General features: G+C 67.8%; 12 protein-coding genes. 10 read left to right on the forward strand and 2 right to left on the reverse strand.

The genetic code is table 11. The annotated features are described in order from the left end of the window. Positions 1 to 267: 267 nt before the first annotated feature. Both FHG66_RS22465 and FHG66_RS18810 read left to right on the forward strand, forming a co-directional pair. Complete coding sequence (locus FHG66_RS22465; RefSeq protein WP_246082684.1) at positions 268 to 678, forward strand: hypothetical protein; 411 nt, start codon at positions 268 to 270, stop codon at positions 676 to 678. An 11-nt stretch (positions 679 to 689) separates the two neighbouring features. Continuing rightward, complete coding sequence (locus FHG66_RS18810; RefSeq protein ID WP_139078593.1) at positions 690 to 1,214, forward strand: hypothetical protein; 525 nt, start codon at positions 690 to 692, stop codon at positions 1,212 to 1,214. Positions 1,215 to 1,790: 576 nt separating this feature from the next. On the opposite strand, the gene FHG66_RS18815 is transcribed toward FHG66_RS18810, so the two are convergent. Continuing rightward, positions 1,791 to 2,525, reverse strand: a complete 735-nt coding sequence (locus FHG66_RS18815) for a helix-turn-helix domain-containing protein (RefSeq protein ID WP_139078594.1) — start codon at positions 2,523 to 2,525, stop codon at positions 1,791 to 1,793. 408 nt (positions 2,526 to 2,933) lie between these two features. On the opposite strand from FHG66_RS18815, the gene parA reads away from it, so the two are divergent. Continuing rightward, on the forward strand, positions 2,934 to 3,611 hold the full coding sequence (parA, locus tag FHG66_RS18820) for a ParA family partition ATPase (protein WP_139078595.1): 678 nt from the start codon (positions 2,934 to 2,936) through the stop codon (positions 3,609 to 3,611). 555 nt (positions 3,612 to 4,166) lie between these two features. Here the strand turns inward: parA and FHG66_RS18825 are convergent. Continuing rightward, entirely contained in the window at positions 4,167 to 5,201 is a 1,035-nt protein-coding gene (locus FHG66_RS18825) for a LacI family DNA-binding transcriptional regulator (protein WP_139078596.1), read from the reverse strand. A gap of 150 nt (positions 5,202 to 5,351) precedes the next feature. On the opposite strand from FHG66_RS18825, the gene FHG66_RS18830 reads away from it, so the two are divergent. The 7 genes from FHG66_RS18830 to FHG66_RS18860 all read left to right on the forward strand — a co-directional run bounded on the left by FHG66_RS18830 (position 5,352) and on the right by FHG66_RS18860 (position 13,436). Beyond that, the gene (locus tag FHG66_RS18830; RefSeq protein WP_139078597.1) at positions 5,352 to 6,341 is read left to right on the forward strand and encodes a sugar ABC transporter substrate-binding protein; all 990 of its coding nucleotides are present in this window, start codon (positions 5,352 to 5,354) and stop codon (positions 6,339 to 6,341) included. Between the two features lie 138 nt (positions 6,342 to 6,479). Then, positions 6,480 to 7,526 carry an ABC transporter permease gene (locus tag FHG66_RS18835; protein ID WP_139078598.1) on the forward strand — a complete coding sequence of 349 codons (1,047 nt, stop codon included), beginning with the start codon at positions 6,480 to 6,482 and terminating at the stop codon, positions 7,524 to 7,526. Then, positions 7,526 to 8,341 carry an ATP-binding cassette domain-containing protein gene (locus tag FHG66_RS18840; protein WP_139078599.1) on the forward strand — a complete coding sequence of 272 codons (816 nt, stop codon included), beginning with the start codon at positions 7,526 to 7,528 and terminating at the stop codon, positions 8,339 to 8,341. The genes FHG66_RS18835 and FHG66_RS18840 overlap by 1 nt, the downstream gene beginning before the upstream one ends. A gap of 61 nt (positions 8,342 to 8,402) precedes the next feature. After that, entirely contained in the window at positions 8,403 to 9,308 is a 906-nt protein-coding gene (locus FHG66_RS18845; RefSeq protein ID WP_139078600.1) for a sugar phosphate isomerase/epimerase family protein, read from the forward strand. Next, positions 9,305 to 10,327, forward strand: coding sequence for a Gfo/Idh/MocA family oxidoreductase (locus FHG66_RS18850; RefSeq protein ID WP_139078601.1), 1,023 nt, complete (start codon positions 9,305 to 9,307; stop codon positions 10,325 to 10,327). Before FHG66_RS18845 ends, FHG66_RS18850 begins: the two co-directional genes overlap by 4 nt. Before the next feature lie 63 nt (positions 10,328 to 10,390). After that, positions 10,391 to 11,332, forward strand: coding sequence for a sugar phosphate isomerase/epimerase family protein (locus FHG66_RS18855; protein ID WP_139078602.1), 942 nt, complete (start codon positions 10,391 to 10,393; stop codon positions 11,330 to 11,332). A gap of 160 nt (positions 11,333 to 11,492) precedes the next feature. Next, positions 11,493 to 13,436: a bifunctional 5-dehydro-2-deoxygluconokinase/5-dehydro-2-deoxyphosphogluconate aldolase gene (locus FHG66_RS18860; RefSeq protein ID WP_139078603.1), complete on the forward strand. Its 1,944-nt coding sequence runs from the start codon at positions 11,493 to 11,495 to the stop codon at positions 13,434 to 13,436. Position 13,437 lies beyond the last annotated feature (1 nt).

Consider the following 13,437-nt stretch of genomic DNA (forward strand, 5'->3'; position numbering starts at 1 on the left):
GATCCACCCGCGCAGGGTGGCCGGAGAGGGTGCGGGAGGGCCGGAGGGCCCTCCTGCTCCGGTGCGCAGCGGCGGACGGGGACGCCGTCGGCGGGGGCGAGCGCAGCGTTGGCCCCGGGAGACCGCACGCAAACCCGCAGGGTTTGCATAAGTGCGCCCTTCTCACCTTGTTCGGCGGGCCCAGGCATCACGCCTCCGGGGTTGTCTCAATCCGCAACCTAGGGGAGAGTGTTCGTCCGGACCAGTGTCATCTGAGGAGAGTGCGCCATGACCGAGACAGAGCTGGAACGCGCGGAAAAGCGGTACGCCCAAGCGAAGGCCAGGCTCCAGGCGCTGAGGAACCGAGCGGCCACAGAAGCCCGCAAGCTCGACACCCGGCGCAAGGTGATCTTGGGCGGCGCCCTAGTTGATTTGGCGGGGCGGGATGCGAGCGCGGCCGCCATGCTCGACCGGCTCGTGCGCAACCTCCCCCGCGAGCAGGACCGCCGCGCCTTCGAGGGGTGGACGCCAGGGGATGCGGTGCCGGACGATGGAGCACAGGACGGGGCACAAGGCGAGGCAGGTGAGGCCGAAGAGATGGCCAGCGCGAGCTTGGGTCCTGGGATCTCCGCCACCAGTCCCGCTCCCCATCAGGAGGCCCGTCTCATGCCGCCCGTCACCAGCTCCTTACCTCGCTAGATCTCACGCCCATGTCCCCTCCAGGCCCGCCCTCTTCTCTCGACGCGGAGCTGCGCGAGACCCTCGACCTGCTGAGCCAAGTGGTGGCCAGTCTTTCCGAGCGGATGGACCGGCAAACCGAGGTCCTCGACCGTCTGGTGGAGATGCAAGCGCGTGATAGCGTGGAGGCCAACACCTCTCCCGATCGCGTGGCCGCCCTTGCCAGCACCGCCACCACTGATGCTGTCGGCAAGATCCTCCTGCCCAGCCTGACGAGGCTCGTAGGCCTGTTGGAGGAGCTGGGCGGCGGCAAGGCGCTGCTGCGCGAGCGCCTGCGTGCCATGGACCGCGAGGAGGCGCGTCGGGGCCGCTGGCGCACCCACCCCTGGGCCGTGGTGACGGGCATTCCGCTCGCGCTCATTCTGCTCCTGGCCTTCGCGGTGCCACGCGCCGTGGCGCAGGCCCCGATCACCTGCCACGCCACAGGCGGCACCTGGTACGAGGCCAGCGAGAGATACCCCGCCGCCTGCCTGTTCCGGGCAGACGCGCGGAACTAGGCGAGCGCCTCGTGACAAAGAAGAAAGGACGCTCGCCGCGGGGCAGTCCTTTGGGATGCCTGTATCCCAAAGAACAGGCGAAAGCGTGAGAGACCCAGGGCCGCCTCAAGGGGCCGTGGCTCGCCCCTGCGGGGCTGCGCCCGCACCACCCCCTTGACCCCGCTTTGGGTCAGGAGCGGCCGAACAGGCGCAAAAGGAAGCTTGGCTGCAGCTTGGGTTGTTTGGCTCTAGCCAGAGGGGCGTGGGTCGCCTCCGGCCTCGGTCCCGCGAAGGATGGGTCATCGCTAGGCTCGCTTCATCGTCGGCCCGCTGCTTCGCTCTGATTCCTGCGGCTGCGCGTGGCTGCGGTCCCGTTGCGATTCGCGCCGCCCTTGCAGGACCGACGCCTCCGGCTGCCCGGGGCCTCGCGACGGCGGCTCCGGGAACAGGGATCGGGACGGCTCCCCCAGCGGTCCCCTGGCCGGGTCCGGTGCGAGCGCTCGACGCGAGACGCTCTCTTGCTTCTCAGCTCATTCTAGCTTTGCCTTAAAAATCTTTAGCTTTGTGTTCTCCCTGCTTGGCGGACTCGCGCTCCTCTCAAGAGAACACCTCGTCGCCGCGCCGTTGATCCCGATCGGCCTGGGTGCTGCGAGCCGCGCGGGTGCGCGCCTCCACGGCACGGCCGAGTTCGCCCAGCACCCGCGCCAGCCGGTCGTCGTCGACCTCCACCAAGGGCAGCTCCGAGAGGGGCAGCCCCGCCTTGTGCTCCCGCAGCCAAGCTGCCCGGTCCTCCCGCTCCTGCACGACGTCCTCGGGCAGCGGCGGGTCGGACAAGAGGTGGCCTAGCAGCCGCGCTGCCCTGGGTGGCAAAGAAAGCCGGTAGGCGTTGCTGACTTGGCGCACCCGTGGCCCGGGCCCGTCCACCAACTCCACGCGCTCATGCCGGCGTAGCCAGTCGAGGAAGCCATGCTCGCGCAAGGCCGCCAGCGCCCGCACCACCGCATCCTTGGATCGCTTGAGTCGCTGCATGAGGTAGGTGATGGCGGGCTCCAGCCGCCCCGAGCGAAAGCTCACCAGGTTGGCCAAGAGCTCCAGCACCTCAAGCCCGACATGCCCTAAGGGACCACCCCGGCGCCCAGGCGCCCGCCCCGCGAGTTCATAGCGCTTGGCTGCCAGCACCACGCGCCGCACCTCTTGGCGGTCCGTACGGCGCCACCACGCGCCCTCGCACGTGCCCACGAGGCGCGAGCCGCGCCGCACCGGATGGCGGCCCGCACGGGCGCCGCCAAGGGAAACAGGTCCGCCCAGGACCGCCCCAATTGCCTTCATCATCTCTTGTAGTCCCTCTCTCAGCTCGTGGGGAGCCGACAAGGGCAGGGCCACACATGAGGGAGCCGTGGCCCTAGCACACACTTGTGCTCAGGCAAGGCTCCGCCATGGCAAGAAACCTCTTGCGAAAGCCGAGGAAGACATGGGAAGCTGAGCTTGTCACAGTCACAGCTTTCCTGGCGTCTCCGCCGGATATGAGGCCCGCCCCTGGCGGGTCTTCGTATTTTTTGAGCTGCTGCTCCCCCTGGGTTGCTCTTGCACGCGACGGGCGAGTCCCATCGGCGGTTCACACTATCGTGCCGGAGACGTGGCGGGCAGGCAACGCCTATCAGGAACCTGCCCCAGGTTAGCATCAAGACCAAGCATCAAGATGAAATGTGGGTATGTGGAGAACATGGAAAGCTGGAACCCATGATCCTCTCGTTCATCAATCAGAAGGGCGGCGTGGGTAAGAGCACGCTGAGCATCAACGTGGCTGCGGCTCTTGCCCGCTCTTCCCGCGTTCTCCTTATCGATGCCGACGAGCAAGGAAGCGCGTCGGCTTGGGCATCGCTGCGCGAAGAAACGCCCTTTCAGGTCGTCGGCATGGCACGAGACAACATGGCTCGGGATGCTCTCCAGATCGCGGCTGACTTTGCACACACCGTCATCGACGGTCCGCCTCGGGCGCAGAAGATCGCCCGCGGAGTCATCATAGCATCAGACGTAGTCCTGATCCCGATTGAGCCGTCAGGGCTCTCGACTTGGGCAGCCGTCGAGACGGTTGGTCAAGTGCAAGAAGCACAGACGATCAAGCCAACCCTTAAATGTGGTTTTGTGGTTTCCCGTAAGATCGGCCAGACAGTTATTGGTCGTGAAATACGGGATATGGCAGCAGAGCAAGGCTTCCCCATACTTCAGAGCGAAGTTCTTCAGCGGGTGCCATTTGCAGAGAGTCTCACGGTCGGTCAGTCAATCTTCGAGTATGCGCCGGACAGCCCGGCCGCTCGCGAAATTGAGGCACTGGTGAGTGAAGTCGGAGCATGGGTGAAAAATGGCAGCAAAACCAAAGTTCAGCGCGGCTCCAAAGCCGCCCGCTCTAACCGCTGAGCAGGCAGCATTTATTGACAAGGGCAGGGGCAAGGACAAGCCCGCAGTTCCAGGGGCCGAAGGCCCTCTCCATCGTATGTCGATCGACTTGCCCAAGCGGCTACATAGTCGCTTCAAGGCTGCGTGCGCCTTGGCCGACACAAAGATGACAGCCGAGATCATCGCCTTCATCGAACGACGTACGGCAGAGCTGGAAGGTGGAAAACAGTAAACCCACTAATGTGGTTTTGTGCTTATACTTGCCGAATTCGGATGCTGCAGTGGACCGGTCAAAGCTTCCTGCAAGTGTGTACGCGCCGAGGACAGGCTTTGACGGAACCACAGCGGCCCAAGCTCCTGCCTGCCCCTTCCAGGCGCCTCGGATCGAAAGGAGCTGACCAGCGGTAAGCGTCCTTCCCTCCGCTTCGCGCTATTCAAGCTTTATGCGAAGCCACCGAGGTCGAGGCTCGAAACCGATCGAGGCAAACGGGACCTTCGCGGCACTGCACGCTACGGTGGAGGAGTACTTGTGGCCGCCTCAAAGCCGTATGTCTGCCTCCCCTCGTTGTTCCTCCGTCAGATGCTTTCCGGCGTGACGATTTCGAAGGGGATCGTGCGCTGCAAGATGGCGCCGTGCCCCGCCTGTTCCAGCGCGTCGAGCATAGTCTGCACGAGCTGGCTCGAGGTCTGCTCCAACGGATGGCACAGCGCTGCCGTGACGAGGCCCTCCGCCAAGCCCTTGCGCGTCTCGGGGCCCATGTCGCGGCACACGAGGCGGACCGCGCGGCGCCGGTCCTCCGGACTCTCGCGCAGCGCCCTTAGGACGCCCGAGATGCCGCCGCCGGCGATGTAGATGCCGACTAGGTCGTCCTTCTCCTCCAGAAGCCGGGAAACGATCTGGTGAGCCTCCCGAGGCTCCTCGTGCGTGAGGCGGCTGTCCTCGACGACGAGGTCGCCCGAGTTCTCTCGCATGTACGACCGGAAGCTCGCGTCGGCGACGTCCTGGCACTGGTAGCGGTGGTTGCCGATGAACACCGCGACCCGGCCCGGCCCGCGGGCGGTTTGGGCGATGAACCAGGCGGCGGTCCGCCCGAGCTTCCAGTTGTCGGTGCCGACGTAACCCGCGCGGTCGGGGGCGGACTGGTCGGTAATGTAGGCCACGACGGGCGTCGCCTCGGCCCTGAGCGCCTGGATGGCCTGTCCTATCAACGGGTGGTCGGCCGCGATCACGGCGACCGCGTCGCAGCTCTTGCCCAGCGCCCTGAGCCGCGCGGCGATGTGCTCGGGCGCTAGGTCGTCGGCGAACTCGATCATGGGTTCGATCACCCGGTCTCGTCGCTGCGCGGCCGCCTCACGGATACGCTGGGCGAAAAGCTGGTAGAGCGCGCGGCTCGACTGCTGAAGCAGAAACGCGAAGCGGTGGCGGGGCAGCGACGCGTGCGTACGGGCATTGATGACGCCCAGGCCGTGGAAGCCGATCTGACCGGCCGCTTCCTGGACGCGCTGGATCGTCGAGGTGCGGACAGGAGTCGAGCCGTTCAGAACGCGGTTGATGGTAGCCACGCTGACGCCAGCCGCCTGTGCCAAGTCCGGGATAGTCGGGCGCTTCATGACCCCTCCTTCATCTCATTTTGAGATGATATGATATGCGATAAAGTCACTAGAGAAGATATACCTATCTTCACAGATATCACGAAGAAAGATATGGATCGGATCACCCAAGAAGAGCTCGCGGTTTGGCGAGACGGGGAGGAGAACAGCATGACCTACATAACGCGCATCGCCGCGCTGCTCTCGACCGCGCTCATCGGTGCGGGCACCGCAGCTCTGGCACAGGACGACTCCCAGACGGGGGCCGACATCTTCGTCATCGGCGGCAAGGCCGACGACCCGTTCTGGAGCATCGTCAAGCGCGGCGCCGAGGACGCGGGCCAGATCGTCGAGGCCCAGGGCGGCTCGGTGACGTGGCTCGGACCGCAGAACTACGACAACCTCGGCGCGGACGCCGCCGACCTCATCCGCACGGCCATCAGCCAGGGCGCCGACGCCATCGTCGGCCCGAATTGGGTTCCCGAGTCGATGGATGAGGCCTTCGCCGCGGTGGTCGAGGCCGACATCCCACTCATCCTCTACAACGCGGGCGGCCTCGAGGCCGCCGATCGCCTGGGTGCGCTGAACTACATCGGCTCCGACGACTTCCTCGCCGGCAAGGCGGCGGGCGAGTACTTCGCGCAGGCCGGCGTTACCAACGTCGTGTGCGTCAACACCCTGCCGGGCGCCGCCAACCTCCAGGCGCAGTGCGCGGGCTTGGCCGAGGGCGTCACCGCCGCAGGCGGCACGGCCGAAGAACTGCCACTGCCTATGACGAGCTTTGGCAACCCCACTGCCGTGAGCCAGGCCGTCAAGGCGCACCTGCTTCAGAACCCGGACGTGACGGGCCTCTACACGATCGGCAACGTGGACGCGAACTCGGCCTCTATCGCCATCACGCAGGCCGGCGCGGCAGGCCGGGTGCAGCTCGGCGGCTTCAACATGGACCAGACGATCCTCGACAACATCTCGTCGGGCGCGCAGCTCTTCGCCATCGACCAGCAGGGCTACCTGCAAGGCTTCCTCGCGGTGTCGCTGCTCAACAACCACGTCAACTACGGGCTCACCGTCCCCACCCGGCAGATCCTGACCGGCCCCGGCATTGTCGATGCGTCCAACGTCGAGGCGACTCTGGCAGGCGTGCAGTCCGGCACTCGCTGACGCAGGCGGCCCGACCCTTAGACCGACCGATCCGACCGGCCCTCAGGCGCTGCCCCTATTGGGCCGGTCGCGGCCAAGCGGTCAATACCGGCGGTGCGGCGCCACGCCGCGATCAGGATCACGCTTCGGGAGGCTCCCATGTCCGATACCTTCAACCGCACAGGCGTGCAGCCTGCCCCGCGACCGGCCGGCGGCCTCTCGTTCGGCGCGTTGGCGCGCCGGCCCGAGATGGGCTCGTTCCTCGGCATGGTCATCGTGTTCGCGTTCTTCGCCGTCTTCGGCGGCATCAACTTCGTCAGCGCCGGAGGCACCGCGAGCTGGCTCAACGTCGCCTCCGAGATCGGCATCGTCGCGCTCCCCGTCGGCCTTCTGATGATCGCGGGCGAGCTCGACATCTCCATCGGCTCGGTGATCCCGGCGGCCTCCATGACGGTGGCCATCGTCTCGGGCACCTTCGAGCTGCCCCTGATCCTCGGCGTCGCCGCAGCCCTGGGGCTCGGCCTCCTCGTGGGTCTCATCAACGGAGTCCTCGTGATCCGCACAGGCGTGCCGTCGCTGATCGTCACGCTGGGCAGCCTCTTCGCCGTCGCGGGCCTCACCCTCGGACTCAGCGTCATCATCACAGGCTCGACCGGCGTGCCAATCCAGGCGGGCCCAGTGGGCAAGGCCATCCTGGGTCAGTTCATCGCCGGCATCTTCCAGGTCACCATCCTGTGGTGGCTCCTGGCCATCGCGGTCGTGGGGTTCCTCCTGCACGTCTCGCGCTGGGGCAACTGGGTCTTCGCGCTCGGCGGCGACAAGGTCTCGGCCCGCAACGAGGGCATCCCCATCGACCGCCTGGTCATCCAGCTCTTCATGGGCTCGGGCTTCGCGGCCGCCTTTGTCGGCGTCTCTCAGGCAATCCTTTATAACTCGGCGCAGGTCTCCACGGGACAGTCGTTCATCTTCAATTCGATCATCTCCGTGGTGATCGGAGGGGTGCTGCTGACCGGGGGCTTCGGCTCGGTGATCGGCATCGTCTTTGGCACGATCACCTTCGCTATCGTCAACCAGGGCATCTTCTACACGGGCTTCGACGCTAACTGGGCGTCGCTGATCATCGGCGTGCTCCTGCTGCTCGCGGTGCTCCTCAACAACACGTTCCGCAAGGCGGCGCTCAACTACAGCCCGAGGAAGGCGAAGTGATGGCTACCCCGATCATCGAGCTGCGCGGCGTCAATAAGTCCTTCGGACCCGTCGACGTGCTCCACGACATCTCGCTGAAGGTAGGCGCGGGTGAGGTCCTGTGCCTCCTGGGCGACAACGGGGCGGGCAAGTCTACCCTCATCAAGACCCTGTCGGGCGTGCACAAGCCCACCTCCGGCACGGTCCTAATGGACGGCAAGCCGGTGGTTTTCGCCTCCCCCCGCGAGGCCTCGGATATGGGGGTCGCCACCGTTCACCAATTTGGCGGCACCTTCCCCTTGATGAGCGTCGGGCGCTGCTTCTTCGTCGGCCGCGAGCCCACCAAGCGCTGGGGGCCGCTTCGGGTGTACGACCGGGCCACGGCCAACGAAGTCGCGGTCAAAGCCATCCAGGGCTTCGGCATCACGCGGATCGACGACGGTGACCGCCTGGTGGGCGGCATGTCCGGGGGCGAGCGCCAGAGCCTCGCTATCGCCCGCGCGGTGCACTTCGGCGCACGCCTGCTGATTCTCGACGAGCCCACGGCTGCGTTGGGCGTCAAGCAGGCCTCCCACGTGCTGCGCATCGTCCTGGAGGCCCGCAGGCGCGGCCTCGCGGTGATCTTCATCACCCACCAGGTGACCCACGCGATGGCCGTGGGGGACCACTTCGCCGTGCTGATCCGCGGCGCGCTGGCCGCGAACTTCCGCAAGGGCGAGAAGACCCGCGAGGAGATCACGGATCTCATGGCCGGAGGCGAGTCGCTCGCCAACCTCGACGTCGAGACCCAAGGCGTGATGGACGCCGAGGGCGCTCGCGCGTCGACCGTGGCCTGACCCCAGGGCGCCGGGTGGCACCCTCCCCCCTCACGACGCCGCCAGGCGAAGGACCTCCCCGATGAAGATTGCCCTCGACCCCTTCATGCACCGTCACCTGTCGCTGGAGGAGCTGCCGCGCAAGGTCCGCGAGCTCGGCTACGACTGGATCGAGATGAGCCCGCGCGGGGACTTCCTCGAGTGGTTCAAGGCGCCGCGCGTGTTTCCCGAGCGGATCAGGGCGTTCAAGCAGGCGCTGGCCGCCGAGAACGTCCGCATCGCCTCGCTCCTGCCCATGTACCGCTGGGCCTCCAACGATGAGGCCGAGCGCCAAGCCGCCGTGCGCCACTGGAAGCGCGCCATCGAGATCGCGGTCGAGATGGAGGTGGACACCATGAACTCCGAGTTCGGGCGCGGCCCGCACCCGGACAAAGGGTCCTGCTATTGCTGCCACACGGGCAGCATGATCGAGGCCTGCGAGGACGCCTGGTGGCGCTCGATGGAGGAGATCGTGCCGATCCTCGAACGCGAAAAGGTCACGCTGCACATCGAGCCTCACCCCGAGGACTGGTGCGAGACGATCCAGCCGGCTGTAGACATCATCCGCACGGTGAACAGCCCGCGCGTCAAGTTCCTCTACTGTGCGCCGCACACCTTCTACTTCGGCGACGACACGGTGGCGATGCTGCGCGAGTGCGCGGACGTGCTCGCCCATGTCCACGTGGGCGACACCTTCAACCACAAAGCCTCGTCGGGGCTGCGCTACATCCTGAACCCGCCGGGCACTCAGGCGCGCGTCCACCAGCACCTCAACATCGGCCAGGGCGAGGTGCCCTGGGACGACTTCTTCCGCACGCTCGCCGAGGTCGGCTTCGACGGCATCATGACCGCCTGCGTCTTCGCTTGGGAGGACAAGGCCGACCAGTCGGGCACCTTCATGCGCGCTGAGATGCAGCGCTACGTCGATCAGTACTGGGGGACGAAGTGAGCCTTCGCATCGGAGTTCTCGGCACCGGGATGATCGGACAGGACCACATCCGCCGACTGACCCAGGTACTGTCGGGCGCGGAGGTCGTGGCGGTCAACGATATCGACCGGAGCCGCGCCGAGGCCGCCGCGCCCCAGGGGGCCAAGGTTCATGACACGCCCCAGGCCCTGATCGCGTCCGACGCGGTCGAGGCGGTGGTGATCTGCTCCTGGGGGCCCGCCCACGAGGAGCAGCTCCTCGGCTGCATCGCGGCCGGCAAGCCCGTCTTCTGCGAGAAGCCGCTCGTGACCTCGGAGGCCGCCGCGCTGCGCGTCATGGAGGCCGAAACGGCCTTCGGGCGCCGCCTCGTGCAGGTCGGCTTCATGCGCCGGTTCGACGCCGACTACCGCCGCCTCAAGGCCGTCATCGACGCGGGCTCGCTCGGCGCGCCGCTCCTCTACCGTTCGGTGCACCGCAACGCCTCGGTGCCCGCGGGGCTCTACACGTCCGAGATGCCGCTCAACGACACGCTGGTGCACGACGCGGATATCTCGCGCTGGCTGCTCTCCGACGAGATCACGGGCGTGGAGGTGCGAGTGCCCCGCCGCTCGTCACGGGGAGGCGACCTGCGCGACCCGACCCTCGTGCTGCTGCACACGGCCGCGGGCGCGATCGTCAGCGTCGAGATCTCGGTCAACGTCGGCTACGGCTACGACATCCGCGGCGAGGTGAGCTGTGAAGATGGGATCGCCGCCCTTCCGAACCGCCCCGCCCCGGTGGTCAGCGACCGCCACGGCATTCGCCAAGCCATCCCCGAGGACTGGCGCGAGCGGTTCATCGAGGCCTACGACCAGGAGTTCCGCGAGTGGATCGTCGCGGCCCGCGCCGGCACGGCCACGGGCCCCAGCACTTGGGACGGCTATGCCGCGACGCTGGTGGCCGACGCCGCGCTGCGCGCCGTCGACAGCGGGCGCCTGGAGCCCGTTCGGATGCGCGGCAAGCCCGCGCTCTACGGGACGCCGATCGCCGCGGCGGCTTGAAGCCGCCGCACAAGGGCGAGCCGGGTCCCCGGCGCGCCCAACCCTCGGAAGAGAACCGACCTGATGAAGCTCTCCCTCTGCACCGACGTCCTGAGCGACCTGTCCTTCACCGCGATGCTCGACCGCTGCGTCGAGCTTGGCGTCGAGGGGGTCGAGATGACCGGCGGGGGCTGGTCCAAGGGGCCGCACTTCCGTGCCGACCGTCTCCTGGCCGACCGCGGCGCGCTCAAGGCTGCGATTAGGGAGGTCGAGGCACGTGGGCTCCACATTGCCGCGCTCAACTGCTCGGCCAACCCGCTCGACCCCGGGCCGATGGGCGAGCGGCACCGCCGGGAGATCGAGGACACCGTCCGCCTGGCGGGCGAGATCGGCGTCAAGACCGTCGTCACCATGTCCGGCCTGCCCGCCGCGGCGCCCGGCGACACCGTCCCGAACTGGCTCGTCTACACCAAGAGCTGGCCCGACGAGATGCCCGAGCGCGACCGCTACCAGTGGGAGGACTGCGCCATCCCTTACTGGCAGGGGCTCGTGCAGCTGGCGGACGAGGTGGGGGTGGAGCGCTTCGCGCTCGAGAACTTCTCCGCCATGCTGGTTTGGAACCCCGAGACGCTGTTCCGCCTGCGGAACGCCGTGGGACCCAAGGTTGGCATGAACCTCGACCCCTCGCACCTGATGTGGATGGGAGCGGATCCCATCGCCTCGGCGCGCGCGCTCAAGGGGGCGATCCACCACTGCCACGGCAAGGATACGCGCATCGAGCGGGGGGTGGCCGACGTCAACGGCCTCCTGGAGACGCGCGAGGTGACGGACGTCGCCAACCGGGCGTGGAACTACGTCGCTGTCGGGGCGGGGCGCGACCTGCAGTGGTGGAAGGAGTTCTTCTCGGTAGTGAGCATGATGGGCTACGACGGATGGGTGAGCCTCGAGATGGAGGATTTCACCATGTCCACCGACGCGGGCGTCCGGTCGTCCATCGACGCGCTCCAGGCGACGATTAGCCGTTGAGGGGGCCAGCGCCGGCGCCCGCCTGCCGCTGGTTCGACCAAGGACCCTGGAGCACGACCGACCACGAGCTGAGCCCTCACCCCGTCGAGATCGCCTGTACGCCTGAACGTGGCGCAGGACCGTCAGCAGTGGACACGCCTTTTAAGCTGGAACGAACGACATGAAGCCTCTCGACGTCATCACCATCGGCCGCTCGTCGGTGGACCTCTACGGCTCGCAGGTGGGCGGCCGCCTGGAGGACATGGGGTCGTTCCAGAAGTACATCGGCGGCAGCCCCACCAACATGGCGGCGGGGACGGCGCGGCTCGGGCTGAGGAGCGCGCTCATCACCCGCGTGGGCGACGAGCACATGGGGCGCTTCATCCGCGAGGAGCTGGCGCGCGAGGGCGTGGACGTGCGGGGCGTGGTGACGGACCCCGAGCGGCTGACGGCGCTGGTGATCCTCGGCATCCGCGACAAGGAGTCGTTCCCGCTCATCTTCTACCGCACCGACTGCGCCGACATGGCGCTGTGCGAGGACGACATCGACCCGTCCTTCATCGGTGAGGCCCGCTCGGTCGTCGCCACCGGCACCCACCTGAGCCACCCGCGGACCGAGGCCGCGGTGCTCAAGGCGCTGCGGGTGGCGCGCGAGACGGGGGCGCGGACGGCGCTCGACATCGACTATCGGCCGAACCTCTGGGGGCTGGCGGGGCACGGCGAGGGCGAGTCGCGGTTCATCGAGTCGGCGGAGGTGACGGCCAAGCTCATGGCGCATCTCCCCCTCTTCGACCTGATCGTGGGCACCGAGGAGGAGTTCCACATCGCCGGCGGCTCCACCGACACGCTGGAGGCGCTGCGCGCGGTGCGGGCCGTGTCCCCGGCCACCCTGGTCTGCAAGCGCGGCGCGGCGGGGGCGGTGGCCTTCACGGGCCCCGTCGACGGCTGGGAGAGCGGGCAGACCGGCCCGGGCTTCCCGATCGAGGTGTTCAACGTGCTGGGGGCCGGCGATGGCTTCATGTCCGGGCTGCTGAAGGGCTGGCTCGACGACGAGCCCTGGCCCGTGGCGCTCAAGTACGCCAACGCCTGCGGCGCCTTTGCCGTCTCCCGCCACGGCTGCACGCCGGCCTACCCGTCGCTGACCGAGCTCCAGTGGTTCCTCGACCGGGGCGTGACCACGCCCGCACTGCGCAAGGACGCGGAACTCGAGCAGCTCCACTGGAGCACGAACCGGCATGGCAGCTGGGACACGATGCGCGTCTTCGCCTTCGACCACCGGATGCAGATGGAAGAGATGGAAGGGGCCACACTCGAGCGGATTGGCGGCTTCAAGCTCCTCTGCCTCGACGCGGTGCAAAGGGTCGCCGCGGGCCGCCCCGGCTACGGCCTCCTTTGCGACAACCGCCTGGGCAGCGACGCCCTGCACAGGGCGGCCGGCACCGGCCTCTGGATCGGGCGGCCCGTGGAGTGGCCGGGCTCGCGGCCGCTCCGGCTGGAGCCGGAGGTGGGACCGGACTTCGGCGGGCTCTCGGAGTGGCCCCTGGAGCATGTCGTGAAGGTGCTGTGCTTCTGTCACCCCGAGGACGACGAGGCCCTGTGGGCCGATCAGGAGGCGACCCTCGCGCGGCTCTTCGCCGCCGCTCGGCGCAACCGCTTGGAGGTGCTTCTGGAGGTGATCCCGTCGAAGGTCGGCCCCGTCGACGACGACACGACGGCGCGCATCATCGACCGCATCTACGGCCTTGGCCTCCACCCCGACTGGTGGAAGCTGGAGCCGTTCAGGACCGAGGCCGCGTGGGACAACGTCTGTGCGGCGATCCTGCGCCACGACCCGCACGTCCGGGGCGTGGTCGTGCTGGGCCTCGACGGCTCGCCCGAGAGCCTAGCCGAGAGTTTTGCGCTGGCCGCCCGCCAGCCCCTCGTGAAGGGCTTCGCGGTCGGCCGCACCATCTTCGGCCAGGTGGCCCGCGCGTGGTTCAAGGGCGAGCGCGGCGACACGGGCGCCGTGGACGAGATGGCCCGTCGCTTCGCCGGACTGTGCTCGGTCTGGGATGCCCAAAGGGGCGCGGACACGCGCGTCGGGCGCAACAAGGACGTAGGCCAGCGGGCCGCGGGAGGGATGTGAG

Source organism: Rubellimicrobium rubrum (assembly GCF_006152115.1).
Lineage (GTDB): Bacteria > Pseudomonadota > Alphaproteobacteria > Rhodobacterales > Rhodobacteraceae > Rubellimicrobium > Rubellimicrobium rubrum.

Coding starts and splice junctions, on each gene's coding strand:
- FHG66_RS18830 (WP_139078597.1), top strand. CDS start 5,352: ATGACCTACATAACGCGCATCGCCGCGCTGCTCTCGACCGCGCTCATC.
- FHG66_RS22465 (WP_246082684.1), top strand. CDS start 268: ATGACCGAGACAGAGCTGGAACGCGCGGAAAAGCGGTACGCCCAAGCG.
- FHG66_RS18840 (WP_139078599.1), top strand. CDS start 7,526: ATGGCTACCCCGATCATCGAGCTGCGCGGCGTCAATAAGTCCTTCGGA.
- FHG66_RS18815 (WP_139078594.1), bottom strand. CDS start 2,525: ATGATGAAGGCAATTGGGGCGGTCCTGGGCGGACCTGTTTCCCTTGGC.
- FHG66_RS18855 (WP_139078602.1), top strand. CDS start 10,391: ATGAAGCTCTCCCTCTGCACCGACGTCCTGAGCGACCTGTCCTTCACC.
- FHG66_RS18835 (WP_139078598.1), top strand. CDS start 6,480: ATGTCCGATACCTTCAACCGCACAGGCGTGCAGCCTGCCCCGCGACCG.
- parA (WP_139078595.1), top strand. CDS start 2,934: ATGATCCTCTCGTTCATCAATCAGAAGGGCGGCGTGGGTAAGAGCACG.
- FHG66_RS18810 (WP_139078593.1), top strand. CDS start 690: ATGTCCCCTCCAGGCCCGCCCTCTTCTCTCGACGCGGAGCTGCGCGAG.
- FHG66_RS18825 (WP_139078596.1), bottom strand. CDS start 5,201: ATGAAGCGCCCGACTATCCCGGACTTGGCACAGGCGGCTGGCGTCAGC.
- FHG66_RS18845 (WP_139078600.1), top strand. CDS start 8,403: ATGAAGATTGCCCTCGACCCCTTCATGCACCGTCACCTGTCGCTGGAG.
- FHG66_RS18860 (WP_139078603.1), top strand. CDS start 11,493: ATGAAGCCTCTCGACGTCATCACCATCGGCCGCTCGTCGGTGGACCTC.